The organism is Corynebacterium macclintockiae (assembly GCF_027570165.1).
Classification (GTDB): Bacteria; Actinomycetota; Actinomycetes; order Mycobacteriales; family Mycobacteriaceae; genus Corynebacterium; species Corynebacterium macclintockiae.
Genome location: NZ_JAKMUV010000007.1, coordinates 52,594 through 65,777, shown reverse-complemented (window position 1 = coordinate 65,777; position 13,184 = coordinate 52,594). Strand labels below are relative to the sequence as shown.

12 protein-coding genes are annotated in these 13,184 nt (G+C 61.1%); 4 read left to right on the top strand and 8 right to left on the bottom strand.

The window, feature by feature from the left end:
* Nucleotides 1–75: 75 nt before the first annotated feature.
* From L8U58_RS06995 to L8U58_RS06970, 6 genes are all read right to left on the bottom strand, one after another.
* Entirely contained in the window at nt 76–273 is a 198-nt protein-coding gene (locus L8U58_RS06995; RefSeq protein WP_187401719.1) for a CsbD family protein, read from the bottom strand.
* 91 nt (nt 274–364) lie between these two features.
* Entirely contained in the window at nt 365–1,219 is an 855-nt protein-coding gene (locus tag L8U58_RS06990; RefSeq protein ID WP_034967058.1) for a 3-hydroxybutyryl-CoA dehydrogenase, read from the bottom strand.
* 96 nt (nt 1,220–1,315) lie between these two features.
* On the bottom strand, nt 1,316–3,238 hold the full coding sequence (locus L8U58_RS06985; protein ID WP_246817915.1) for a BCCT family transporter: 1,923 nt from the start codon (nt 3,236–3,238) through the stop codon (nt 1,316–1,318).
* A 345-nt stretch (nt 3,239–3,583) separates the two neighbouring features.
* On the bottom strand, nt 3,584–4,396 hold the full coding sequence (locus L8U58_RS06980; protein ID WP_269955005.1) for a hypothetical protein: 813 nt from the start codon (nt 4,394–4,396) through the stop codon (nt 3,584–3,586).
* Nucleotides 4,397–4,493: 97 nt separating this feature from the next.
* A complete protein-coding gene (locus L8U58_RS06975) occupies nt 4,494–5,468 on the bottom strand; it encodes a hypothetical protein (protein ID WP_269955004.1) in 975 nt (324 codons plus the stop codon).
* Between the two features lie 136 nt (nt 5,469–5,604).
* The gene (locus L8U58_RS06970) at nt 5,605–6,255 is read right to left on the bottom strand and encodes a metallophosphoesterase (protein ID WP_269955003.1); all 651 of its coding nucleotides are present in this window, start codon (nt 6,253–6,255) and stop codon (nt 5,605–5,607) included.
* 58 nt (nt 6,256–6,313) lie between these two features.
* On the opposite strand from L8U58_RS06970, the gene L8U58_RS06965 reads away from it, so the two are divergent.
* From L8U58_RS06965 to L8U58_RS06955, 3 genes are read left to right on the top strand one after another with little or no spacing between them, the layout of a single operon-like run.
* Nucleotides 6,314–7,183 (top strand): bile acid:sodium symporter family protein, encoded by an 870-nt coding sequence (locus tag L8U58_RS06965; RefSeq protein ID WP_420839860.1) that lies wholly within the window; start codon nt 6,314–6,316, stop codon nt 7,181–7,183.
* Between the two features lie 26 nt (nt 7,184–7,209).
* The gene (locus tag L8U58_RS06960) at nt 7,210–8,139 is read left to right on the top strand and encodes an NADP-dependent oxidoreductase (RefSeq protein ID WP_269955002.1); all 930 of its coding nucleotides are present in this window, start codon (nt 7,210–7,212) and stop codon (nt 8,137–8,139) included.
* 56 nt (nt 8,140–8,195) lie between these two features.
* Nucleotides 8,196–8,819 (top strand): hypothetical protein, encoded by a 624-nt coding sequence (locus tag L8U58_RS06955; RefSeq protein ID WP_051891446.1) that lies wholly within the window; start codon nt 8,196–8,198, stop codon nt 8,817–8,819.
* Nucleotides 8,820–8,863: 44 nt separating this feature from the next.
* Here the strand turns inward: L8U58_RS06955 and L8U58_RS06950 are convergent, their stop codons facing one another.
* A complete protein-coding gene (locus L8U58_RS06950) occupies nt 8,864–9,403 on the bottom strand; it encodes a hypothetical protein (RefSeq protein WP_035001505.1) in 540 nt (179 codons plus the stop codon).
* Between the two features lie 129 nt (nt 9,404–9,532).
* Between L8U58_RS06950 and L8U58_RS06945 the strand changes: the two genes are divergently transcribed.
* Entirely contained in the window at nt 9,533–11,245 is a 1,713-nt protein-coding gene (locus L8U58_RS06945; RefSeq protein WP_269955001.1) for an FUSC family protein, read from the top strand.
* A gap of 15 nt (nt 11,246–11,260) precedes the next feature.
* Here L8U58_RS06945 and lepA read toward each other — a convergent pair whose 3' ends face one another.
* A complete protein-coding gene (gene lepA / locus L8U58_RS06940; RefSeq protein ID WP_034967032.1) occupies nt 11,261–13,111 on the bottom strand; it encodes a translation elongation factor 4 in 1,851 nt (616 codons plus the stop codon).
* Between the last annotated feature and the right edge of the window lie 73 nt (nt 13,112–13,184).

The following is a 13,184-nucleotide window of genomic DNA, read 5'->3' as shown; positions in this document are numbered from 1 at the left end:
CCGGCCCCAGCACAAGCCCAGCAATAGCAAAAATCCCGGCTGAATCTTCCAGCCGGGATTTTTCTGTCTAAAGTTTTACTTCTGAGCGTCGCCCAGAACCTTGTTCACAGCGTCGGTGGCCTTGTCCTTCAGCTCGTTGGCCTTTTCCTTGATGTCGGACTTGGTCTGGTCTGCGCGACCCTCGTTGGCCAGATCGTCGTTGTTGGTAGCCTCGCCGGCGGCCTCCTTGGCCTGACCTGCGACACCCTCTGCCTTGTTCTTCAGATCGTCGATGGACATGTAGTGACCTTTCCTTTCGTTGGGGTCTGCCCACCGGGCCGGGCCGCGGTCACGACCCTCGAATCACCCAGCGGGCATGGTGGCTTTAATTGTACTCGTAAAAGCCCTTGCCGGACTTGCGTCCGGTGTGGCCTGCGGTGACCATGCGGCGCAGCAGCGGCGGGCATGCGTAGCTCGGGTCGCCGAACTCCTTGTACATGACGTCCGCGATGAAAGCGCAGGTATCCAGGCCAACCATGTCGGCCAGAGTCAGCGGGCCCATCGGGTGGTTGGCGCCCAACTTCATACCCGTATCGATGTCCTCCGGGGTTGCCACGCCGTTTTCCACCATGCGAATGGCGGAAAGCATGTACGGCACCAGCAGGAAGTTCACGATAAAGCCGGAACGGTCCTTCGCACGGATGGCCTGCTTGCCCAGGGTCTCGGTGGCGTAGGTCTGTGCAACCTCAACGACGTCCTCGTCGGAGGTCAGCGCCGGGATGACCTCCACCAGCGGCAGAACCGGAACGGGGTTGAAGAAGTGCAGGCCCAGCACACGGCCCGGGTTCTTGGTGGCGCTGGCGATGGTCTGGATCGGCAGGGAGGACGTGTTGGAGCACAGTGGCGCCTTCTTATCCTCAACGATCTCGTCCAGCTTGGCGAAGACATCCTTCTTGATGTCCTCGTTCTCGATGATGGCTTCCATCACCAGCTCGCGGTCAGCGAAGTCTTCCAGCTTGGTGGTGAAGGTCAGTCGGCCGAGCGCTGCGTCGCGGTCTTCCTCGGACAGCTTGCCGCGGCTCACGGCCTTCTCCAGCGACTTCTCGATGCGAGCCTTACCCGCATCGGCGAACTCCTGCTTGGCCTCCCATACCAGCACGTCGCTGCCGGCCTTGGCTGCGACCTCTGCGATACCGGCTCCCATCAGGCCTGCACCGATGACACCTACACGCTGAACCATGGTCACTCCTTTTTTATAGGTTTATTCGTACTTGATCCAGACTACCGATGTTGCCGACCCTGATGTGGCTAACGCTATTCCTGGCCTATTCCCGACCTATTTCTTATCGACGCCCTCTTCTTCCGCCGCCTTTTCGTCCTCAGCAGGGTCGTCCGTAATCAGCTCGCCTTCCTGGTCGTACATCGGGCGTGTGGGCGAGATTTCTGCGTCATTATCCACGTCGCCAACGATTCCCAGGTCTCCCTCAATGCGCACGTTACCGGGGATAACGAGGTTTCCTTCCGCGTCGTATTCGAAGCGTGCGTGCTCGTTGCCCTCATTGTCATAGCCCGGCGCCGGGCGGGATTCGTGCTCGGCCAGCTTCTCAGCGGAGTCGGTCTTGCCCCACTGGCGGCTCGGCGGCTCGGGGCGAGCCGCCGAGTCGTCATTCATGCCCTTAATAAGCGAGTACATCATCACGAAGTTAAACAGCACGAATGGGAAACCGATGATGATCACCGTTTGCTGCAGCGCATCAATTCCGGAATCCGGAGCCATGATGAGAATCGCGCCCGCGACAGCGCCGATCATGATGCACCACAACAGGCGGTACATCAGCGGGGTCTTGCCCTCTACACCGGCGGCGAACATGTCGTTGATCAATGCGGCAGAGTCGATCGAGGTGACGAAGAAGATGGCAATAACGAACAGCGCCAGGATGCTGATAGCCAGCGTCCATGGGAAGTGCTCCAGGAACGCAAACAGCGCGGTAGCCGGGTCGCCCTGCTCAACGATCGGCTTGGTCAGCACACCCGGTTCCTTCTTCTCGATGTCCAGTCCGGCGTAACCGAAAACGGAGAACCAGAGGATCGTGAATGCCGTCGGCAGCAGCAGAACGCCACCAATGAACTCACGGACAGTGCGGCCACGGGAAATGCGGGCGACGAACATGCCAACGAAGGGCGACCAACAGATTGTCCATGCCCAGTAAAACACCGTCCACTTGCCCTGCCAGCCGGGGTTGACCTGCTGGGAGTCGGACCAGAACATGATCTTCGGCAGGTATTCCGCGTACAGGCTTGTTGCATCCATCGTGCCGCGCAGGAGCAGCAGCGTCGGGCCGGTCAGAAGAATGAAAACCATCAGGGCGGTGGCCGCCAGGATGTTGATGTTGGATAGCCACTTAATACCCTTGGATAGCCCCGTGGCGACCGAAATGGACGACGCGGTGACGATCACAACCAGGATAATGATCTGCACCCACGCAACGTTCTGTGCACCGAACACCGTGGCCAGGCCAGAGTTGATCTGCAGCGTACCGAGTCCGACAGACACCGCGATGCCGAAAACGGTGCCGATGATAGCGAGGGCGTCAATAAGCTTCCCGGGCCACGAGTAAATGCTCGCCCCAAGGATCGGCGCAAAGATGCTGGACACACGCGGCGGCAAGTGGCGCTTGTAGATGAAGTAACCCAAGGCCAGGCCAGGCAGTGCGAAAATGACCCACATGTGCAGGCCGAAGTGGTACAGGGTGAAGCCCATGGCTTCCCCAATGGCCTCGGTACTCATCGGCTCTGCGTCCTGCATCGGAACGTTGACGACGTGGTTGATCGGCTCGGCCACACCGTAGAACATCAGCACTGAACCCAAACCACCGGCGAAGAGCATGGCGAACCAGGACGTGGTTCTAAAAGCTGGCTCCTCGCCCTCTACGCCCAGACGCATCCGGCCAAAGCGCGAGACGAACAGCACCATCAGGAACAGGAAGGCCAGAGAGATGCTGCCGATGTAGAGCCAGTTGAAGTTCTCCAGCAGCCAGTTAGCACCTGTGGACAGGCTACTTGCGGCCTTGTCCTTCAAGATGATCGCAGCAGAGACGAAAGCAACGATAAAGCCGAAGGAGACCCAGAAAATGAGCGGGTCAACTTTCACCTTTTCCGCAGTAGCCTTGCCCGAGGTGGTGTCCGCGGCGCTATCCGCGGTGGTTTTGTCTTTTGACGCCTTGGCCGTGGCCTTGGCAGTAGATGATTCGCCTTCCATGGCGGGATCACACCCTAAATTCTTGCTAGTTCGTGTGTAGCCGGGAGATCCGACTTACCGCCCTACCCTAGTGCCTCGGCCAGACAAGTTCCGACGCAGCCTCCTCAACCAGTGCCCCAGAAGGTCTTTCGGCTGTCCGGCAAACCAGCAAACAATGTGTAGAGACCTTGCAGATCGTACACAGCTTGTTCCCAGAAAGACTATTTACATTGGGCACCAGTGGTCAACAGAAAGGAATCACATACGAACGGTCATTTCTCCTCTTGAAACGTCAGCAAGAAGCCCCCAGGTTTTAAGTCCGCCTGGGGGCTACTTGTATGTGGCATTGGCCGGTGACGTTGAGCTTTAGCTCGGGGTGCCCTGCGGCTCCCTGGGACTATTAGACAAGCTGCTCATGAGGTCGTTGAGGTCACTCAGGCTATCGTCGAGCAAGTCCTCCATGTCCGACAGGTCAGTTCCCATCGTCGGGAAGTTGTCGGTTGGGAACGGCAGGCTAGGAGACGTGTTACCTCCGCCGGATCCGCCAGAGTCACCAGAACCGCCGGATCCACCCAAACTGTCGCTACCTCCCTGGCCCGTCGTGTTCGTCGGCTGGCTTTCGGAGGAGCTGGGCTTCTTGTCTCCACCCTCATCGTCATCGGACATGGAGTTGTAGATCAGTACCCCGCCAACAATGAGGGCAACCAGAACCAGCAAACCAATGACGATCTTGGCTACATTGCCATTTCCGTCCTGAGCGTTGGGGCCGCCCTGGCCATAAGGCTGACCAAACGGCTGGCCGGGCTGGCCGGGTTGACCGTACCCCTGCTGGCCGTACCCCTGCTGGCCGTACCCCTGCTGGCCATATCCACCCTGGGAGGGGTTAAACCCCTGGTTACCGGGGTAAGGTGCGCCACCCGGCGCAGCGTTAGCGGCACCTTGCGGGGCTCCATAGGGCGAACCATATTGGCCAGCACTCTGAGCGCCTGCTGCATTATTGGTTCCAGAGGAACCGAATACTTGGGTACTTTGGTCGTCCTGACGACGGTACTGTGGCGGCTCCGGGGTATTGTCCGCAGATCCAGCGCCGGTGCCGTTGCTGCCACCATTCGAGGAGGAGAACGGGTCAGAGCTGCCGTTTCCTCCTCCGCCAAAGGGATTGTTGTCCTGTGGTGCCATCTATCTAAAACTTTCCATAACAAGAGCCAATATCGGTTGGCCTGAGGGTAACACGCCCAGGCCAACCTGCACGCACCTCTAGACTCCGAGGAACATGCTAACGCAGGTAACCTGCTGCTGCGCGAGTATCTGCGTTCTGAACCCCGCGACCGCCCCAAGAAAACGATGCGACTGTGTAGCCGTTACCGAAAGAAGCCGAGGCTAAAGTCTGCGGACCGGAGTCCGACCAGCCCCACTTGGTGCCGTTGACACCCGGAAGGTGGACGGTACCCCAGTCCTGGCGGGTTCCATCGGCTGCCACGGGAGCTGCAGTGCGCATCCAGTGCAGAACTGCAGAGCGCGGGTGCCGGATGCGCAGCTGGTGCAGGAAGCGCGCAGTATCCGTGGCCGAGGTGCAGGAGTTGCCCCAGTGGGCAGCCGCACGAGTATTTCGCAGTCCGTATTCGCGGGCAATAGTGCTGATTGCCCGCGGGTACTTCCGGTTGATCTTCGAAGCAGCGCCATCGTCCGAGAAGCGAATCATGCGCTCGGCCAGGTAGCGGTCAGAGTTGCTTCGGTCGCCGTAGCGCAGCACGTAATCGGCCATGTACAGCTTCACAATGGACAACCCTGGGCGCGCCTCATCCGCGTTCGGGGTCTTGGCGATGCCGTTGTTGGTCACCACGGCCAGGGAAGTGCGGGCGGGCACGTTGTGGATCGTGCGCACCTTGTAGCCAGGGTTCGGTGCGGGGCGATTCGGTGCCGGTCGATTCGGCACAGGGCGGTTCGGCGCAGAGGATCCTGGGATCTGGTTGGCGGACATGCCCAGTTTGTTCAGAGCATCCTCCACGGCCTGCGGCACGGGCGGCAACTTCGGTGGCGGCGGGAGCTGCGGAAGCTGAACCTGCGGCAGCGGAGGCACCGATCCGGCGGGGCCTGGAGCAGCCGGGGCTGCGTTGGCCGGAACAGCCAGGCCGGCAACGCCCACTGCAGCAGTCATTGCGGCCGTAGCGAAACCCTTGGCTATGGAGTGGCGAGAATCCCTGGCCGCATGCCGCGGCCGGTAGGTGTACTGGGAAAAGTTGAACGTCATAACCTCTAGTCCCGTTGGTTGACTCTGTCGTGAGCTGACAAGTGGGCGTCAACTAGAAAAAGATCTAGTTAAGAAAACACAGAATAAATATACATAAATAGCAACGTGTGTTCTCGCCCAACGCGCGTAGCGCGGCCTAGCGGTAGAGCAACTCCATGACCTCTTCGTAGGGCGCCGGGTGCATACCCCAGGCATCCACGCCCACATCAACCTGGCCGGGACCCGTGACGGGTTCCGCGGAGTGCAGGTGGCCGTGAATCACAAAGGGCACGTCCAAGCGCAGGTTGTCATAGCGCGACTCCATGCCCTCATGGTCTTGCCCGGGGCGCGGAAAGTGGCACAGCCAGGTAACTTCACTATCGGCCTTCTTCGCTAGATCCTCATTGTCCGCCACCCCATCGCCGTCCGGATCCCACGGGACAATGCACTGGTACGGCTGAACGGAATCGAAGACCTCCAGGAACCTGCGCTGGCGAGTCGCGCTATTGGCGTGCAGCGGATGACAGGTGTCGTGATTTCCGGCAATCAAATGCGCCGTCACGTCTAGATCCAACAACGTATCGTGCAGCAGTGATAGCGCCCTTTCCTCCTGCGGACCCCAACCGGAAGAAATATCCCCCAGCACCCACAAGGTATCGCCGGGGCTGAGAGCCGCGGTGAGGTTGCCAAGGATGGCCGCATCGTGGCGTTCGACATCGGTATCCCCGCGATCGTATCCGCGCAGCTCAGCAACGAAGGGGTGGCCTAGATGAAGGTCGCTGGTGAACCAGGTGCGGGGATGGCTCATTTTCACTCCTTGTGTGCGGGTACCAGCCCTACTCTAACGCTTCCCCTCCCCCGCATTTATCCTGATCGGCGCCGGCCTGGCGCTAGTCACTACCGAAACGTTCACACCGTTGGCGGCACACATCTCCACGATGATTGCGATCATCATGCTGTGCATGGGGCTGACGCTGCCCGACTTCGCACTGGTCATCAAGCGCCCCCTGCCGATCTTCATCGGCGTGCTGGCGCAGTTCGTCATCATGCCGCTGGGTGCTGTGGCCGTGGCCAAGCTGCTGGGGCTGAACCCCATGCTGGCTATCGGCCTGCTGATGCTCGGTTCGGTGCCGGGTGGCACGACCTCCAACGTGGTTTCTTACCTAGCCCGCGGCGTTGTTGCCCTGTCTGTGACCATGACCTCCGTGTCCACCATCCTCTCCCCGCAGGTCACCCCGGTGATCATGCTGTTGCTGGCGGGCGAGGAAACCCCCGTGGATGGCAAGTCCATGGCGTGGATCCTGGTGCAGACCGTGCTGCTGCCCGTCATCGGCGGCTTGGTCATCCGCGTGATCTTCGACCGCATCGTCCAGGCCCTGCTTCCGATCCTGCCGTGGCTGTCGATCGTCGCCATCGGTGGCGTGGTCTTCCCCGCCGTGGCTAAGTCGTCGGAGACTCTGATGAACATCGGCGTCACGGTGCTGATTGCTGTGATCATCCACAACACCATCGGCTACGTCCTGGGTTACTTCGCCGCCCGTGCGACCGGCGAGTCCCCTGCAGTGTGCCGCACCACCGCCATCGAGGTCGCCACGCAGTCCGCCGGCCTGGCATCTGGAATGTCGGGCAAGTACTGGGCCCCGGAGGCCGCCATCCCCGGCGCGGTCGCCGCCGTCTGGCACAACATCTCCGGCGCACTGTTCGCCTTCCTCGCGCGCCGCTTCGCCAAAAACTAGCGCCCCGAGCCCCTACCATGGGGCTCATGCGTATCTTCGGCTTTGAATCTTTTGGCGGTCCCGAGGTCACCCGCTTCCTTGATGTCCCCGACCTCCAGTGGCAGCCCGGCAGCGTGCTGATCCGCCCCACCGCGATCAGCCTGAACCCCGGCGACATCAAGGTGCGCAACGGCCAGCGCCAGGGCGCTTTCCCCGTCGAGTTCCCCATGGCCATGGGTCGCGAGGCCGCCGGGATCGTCGTCGAAGCCGATCCTTCCACCGGGTTTTCGCCAGGCGATCATGTCTTCGGGTCGGCTTTCTCTGGCACTGGTGCTGCCAGCGATTCTTTCGTGCTTTTGGACGCCACCTCGACCGCAACTATCCCCAGCGGTGTGGAGGCCACGGATGCGGCCTGCCTGCCCGCGGCCGCCGGGACCGCCTACGACGCTTTGGCGGAACTGCACGACCTGGAAACCTGGCCGGATGAGGGCGCCCGCCTGCTGGTGATCGGCGCGGGCGGCGGAGTGGGCACGCATGCTCTGCAGTTGGCGCGGCATTACAACATTGAGGTCATCGGCATCGCCAGCGCCCGCAAGAAGATGCTCGTGGAGCGCCTGGGGGCGCGCTTTATGGATACCGCGGAACTGGGCAAGACCGGTTCCCATGTCACCGTCCCACCGGTAGACGGCATTCTGGATCTGGTCGGCGGCGAGGTCTTGGAGGGGCTGGCGCATCTTGCACCAGAGGGCGCCATCCGCAGCGCCGCAGACAAACAGCTGGCCACCCGCCTGGGCGGCAGCGGCATTACTCGAGTCCGCACCCAGGAGCGCTTCGCAGAACTCGCCCGGCTGGTCGAGGAGGGCGCGATGCGCCCGGTCATCGGCAGGGAGCTATCCTTCAGCGCAGCCGCCGAAGGCTACGATGAGGTGGAGTCGGGGCACGCACTGGGAAAGGTCGTTCTCACTGTGAACGATTAGCGGAAGCGCTAGGCTTCTTCTTTATACAACTCTTTTCTTTACTTAAGGACGTTTTCATGAAGCGCACGTCTGCCCTTGCCCTGCTCACCATCGCCGCGCTGGGCTTAAGTGCCTGCGGTTCTGAAGATTCCAACGATGCCGCCGACTCCGAAAGCTCCGCCAACAGCTCTGCGCGGCAAGATTCCGCAGCCAAGGGTGAAGGCTCTAAGAAGGACGACTCGAAGAAGTCCGGCCCCAACCCCACAGTCCCGGGAGCGAGCGACCAGGCCGCCGAGCCCTCACCGGGCGATGACTCGAGTTCCGAGCCCCGCAGGAGCGCAGGGAAAACCCCCAGCAAAGTCGGAGGTCCTTGCGGAAACACTGCTGAAGGCGCCAAGCTCAGGGCATACGAAGCCACATCGTGCGAGTTCGCACAAGCGATCTACCAGACTGCATTGAAGGCTAAGTTCGAACCTTTTGCCTTGAGTCCGGATGCAACGCCAATACCTCGCGCCTCTATTAGCGTCACCAGTCCGGCAAACAACGAATCTTACGACCTGAAGTGCACCATCGGCTCCGCTAACACCGACATGGACTGCATCGATCAAAGCGACCGCTCTGTAGGTGTAAGCGTCGGATTCCCCAACGCCGGTTATCTCCAGCGCGCGATGCCGCAGGTACTGGCTCTATACAACGGCTAGTCGGCCCTCACCCAGACACCGGCGATGCACGTTTCAGGCGAACGCTAGGCCGGGGTCAGCGCGCCGGCGGTAGCGATCAACGCAAACTCCGCGATCCAGATCCACAGCCAGGGGCGCTTCGGCAGCAACGGCAGCTCTTCGGACGGAGCAGGTCGAGCGAACACGGACTTTGTTGCCGGGTCGAAGGATTCCCACACCTCCCGGTAATCAGCTTCCGTGGCGGCCCATTGCCGAACCGACTTCGTATCGCGTTTGTTCGCATATATCCAATACAACGCTGGGCCTGCGAAGACGAGGAAATACAGGACTGCGAGGAGGATTTTTAGACCTCCCGAGGTACCTTCCACAGCCCCCGAAGGAATCCCGACAAGCATCATGCCACCCAAGATCAGTGCAAGCCACGCCGCGAGCTTTTTAGCGGTATTCGGGCGGTACCTGGCCAACCGGATGCGGCGGGTTTCCACTTCTTGCTCATCTGTGGAACGCACGACGTGCCCGTCGGTGGGATCCTCGTCCGGCATCCAGCCAGCCAAGTAATCCTTCTTGCCCTGCTCGCCATAACCCTGCGGCTCTTTGTAGTTCATGACTCTTAGTGTAGGTAGGGCCCGGACAACCCACAGCGGGACGTTCGATTCTCTGCGGTTAGACTATGACTGTCCAACCCGATCCTTTTAGTTCCATTGAGCGATCCTTCGAGGAGGCCTACAGCCGCAGTGAGCCAGCCCAGTCCCGTAAAGCGCCCCGCCGAGTTCCCCATCCCCCAGCGCCCTAGCGCCTGGGAACTCTTCACTACCTTCAACTCCAAGGCCAAAGGCTGGGCAGCTGGCGTGCGGGCCGCACTGTCTTTGCTGATCCCGGGCACAATCGCGTGGTCTTTAGGCCACACCGATGCAATGCTGCTAGTCGCCGGAGGCGCGTTCGCTGTTATTTACGGCGGCAACCTTCCATACCGAACCCGTCTGAAGGTCATGGTCTTCTCCGCCGCACTTCTGGCCATCTGCCCCACCATCGCAGCATGGCTGGGAAAGATGATGTGGGCGCACATGGATTCCGGGGGTTCGCACTGGTGGCTGCTGATCGCCGGTGCCTATTGCACCTTCCTGTCGGGCGTATTCACCTATGCCCAGAACGCTCTGCGTCTGCCGCCACCGGGCGGCTTCTTCATCGTCATGGTCTCCGGCGGCGCCACGATGATCGCCCGCAACGGCCTCAACCCGCTAGCCATCGGTGGCTGGGCTCTGTTCGGCGCGTTCGTCGCCGTCATCGTCGGCATGTTCCCCGCCCTGCTCAACCCGCGGGGCCCAGAGCAGCAGGCGATCCGCACCCTCAACAACGCGGTTGCGGACTTCGAGGCCGATCCTTCGCCCGGCCACTACTACCTCGCCCGCACCTCTTTGTTTGAGGCCTGGTCCGCTCTCATGGGAGCAGGGATCGTCTCTGGTGGCAAGGTTGTCCGCGAAGCTCAGCGCGACCTGGTTGCGCAGGTGCAGCAGGCCCGCAAGCGGCTCATGGCGCTCAGCGCCGAGGCCGGTTACGTCGACACGGACGAGGATTTCTCCGACTCCAACGGCATGGTCGACCCCACCCGTACTGCCATCCCACACCACAAGCCGTCGGTCAAGTACCGTTTCGGCCGCTCTCTGAACATCCACAGCCATGCGGAACTCAGCATGGAAAAAGTAGTGCTCGCCAGCCTGACCTCCTGCGCCCTCACCATCTGGCTGGGTCTGGATCGTCCCGACTGGGGTGTGATTACCGCTCTGTTGATCCTGCAGTGGGGGCCAGAGAAAATGCCCGGCACCATCCGCGGCGTCCACCGACTCTTGGGCTCCGTGCTGGGCATCGGCTTGTTCGCCATCGCCCATGCTTTCCAGATCAGCGGCCTCCCCCTGCTGTTCTTACTTGCTGCCTGCCAATTCGCCGCCGAGTTCTTCATCGTCAAGAACTATGCGTTCACCGTCATCTTCACCACCCCCATGGCGCTGATGATGGGTAACTCGCTCGCTCGCCCGCTCAGCGATGTCACCATCGATCGCCTGTCCGAGGTGTGTATTGCGATGATCTGCGCGTTTATTTTCTTGTGGTTCTGGCGCACTACGTCGGACGCCCACTATCACCGCCGCCTGGTCGGCCACTGTAAAGCCGCCATGGGCTCCCTGCTGGGCGCATTGCTGACTACCCACCCCGACGATGCCCTCTACGCGCGCCGCGACCTGCAGTTTGAGCTGCTCAGCGAGCGCAAGCACATGATGAAGATGATCAACAACAACTCTTCGTACGCGCGCCGCGTGTGGGCCAAGCACAACCAGCTGCAGCTCACCGGGTATACCCTGCTGGATTACTGCAACGCCCACGCGGACGAGGAGCTCTCCTTAAGCGAAATCAACCGCCTGGCCGCGTCGGTACGGGCGCTCGGTGGAAACTAGTCGGCGTCAATAAACCTAGTCGGCGTCAGTAGACAGGGCAGCGACAAAGGCTTCCTGCGGAACAGAAACCGAACCGATGGCCTTCATGCGCTTCTTGCCTTCCTTCTGCTTTTCGAGCAGCTTGCGCTTACGCGAGACGTCGCCGCCGTAGCACTTGGAAAGAACGTCCTTGCGCAGGGCGCGGATGTTCTCGCGGGCAATGATCTTGGAACCGATCGCCGCCTGCACCGGCACCTCGAACTGCTGGCGCGGGATAAGCTCCTTGAGCTTCACCGTCATCTTGTTGCCGTACCAGTGGGCGTTTTCGCGGTGCACGATCGCGCTGAACGCATCCACCGGGTCGCCCTGCAGCAGGATGTCGACCTTCACCAGGTCGGCCAGCTGCTCACCAGCTTCCTCGTAGTTCAGCGAAGCATAGCCCTTGGTGCGAGACTTTAACTGGTCGAAGAAGTCGAAGATGATCTCGCCCAGCGGCATGGTGTAGCGCAGCTCCACGCGGTCCTCGGACAGGTAGTCCATGCCGCCCATCTGGCCACGCTTGGACTGGCACAGCTCCATAGTCGAACCCAGGAACTCCGCCGGCACGATCACGGTCATCTTCACGATCGGCTCGTAGACCTCACGCATCTTGCCGCCCGGCCAGTCCGAGGGGTTGCGGACGTAGACTTCCTTGCCGTCCTCCTTGACCACACGGTAGACCACGGAAGGCGCGGTGGAGATCAGGTCCAGGCCGAACTCGCGCTCCAGGCGGGTGCGGGTGATCTCCATGTGCAGCAGCCCCAGGAACCCACAGCGGAAGCCGAAGCCCAGGGCCACCGAAGTCTCCGGTTCGAAAGTCAGGGAAGCATCGTTAAGCTGCAGCTTCTCGATTGCTTCGCGCAGGTCGGGGTACTGGTCGGCGCTGATTGGGAACAGGCCGGAGTACACCATCGGGGTCGGCTCCTGGTAGCCCTTCAAAGGCACCTCGGCTCCGTTGGTCGCCCAGGTGATCGTATCGCCCACCTTGGACTGGCGAACGTCCTTCACACCGGTGATGATGTAGCCAACCTCGCCCACACCCAGGCCCTTGGTCTTCGTCGGTTCTGGGGAGACCACGCCGATTTCCAGGGTTTCGTGGGTCGCGCCGGTACTCATCATCTGGATCTTCTGGCGGGATTCCAGCTTGCCGTCCATCATGCGCACGTAGGTCACCACGCCGCGGTAGATGTCATAGACGCTGTCGAAGATCATGGCGCGAGCCGGGGCATCAGCGTCCCCCACGGGAGCGGGCACAAGTTCGCAGACCTTATCCAGCAGCTCGGGCACACCCTCGCCCGTCTTGCCGGATACGCGCAGCACGTCCTCTGGCTCGCAACCAATAATGTGGGCGAGCTCCAGCGAGTACTTCTCCGGGTCTGCTGCCGGCAGGTCGATCTTGTTCAGCACCGGGATGATTTCCAGGTCGTTTTCCATCGCCAGGTAGAGGTTCGCCAGCGTCTGGGCCTCGATGCCCTGCGCTGCGTCGACCAGCAGGATGCAGCCCTCACATGCCTCCAGGGCGCGGGAGACCTCATAGGTAAAGTCGACGTGGCCCGGCGTATCGATCAGGTGCATCACGAGTTCTTCACCCGCGTGTGGGCCCGTCTTCGGCACCCATGGAAGGCGCACGTTCTGCGCCTTAATGGTGATGCCACGCTCGCGCTCAATATCCATGTTGTCCAGGTATTGGTCGCGCATGTCGCGGTCTTCGACTACGCCGGACATCTGCAGGATGCGGTCCGCCAGGGTGGATTTGCCGTGGTCAATGTGGGCAATGATGCAGAAGTTACGGATCCTCTCCGGGTCCGTGAACGTCTCTGTGGCGTAATTCTTCTGCTTGGCTGCCATGTGCCCTCCTCTTTCGCTTACGCGTAACCCTACTATGTATCGGCCCGGAAGTAGCAGACGGGGTTTGGCTGCG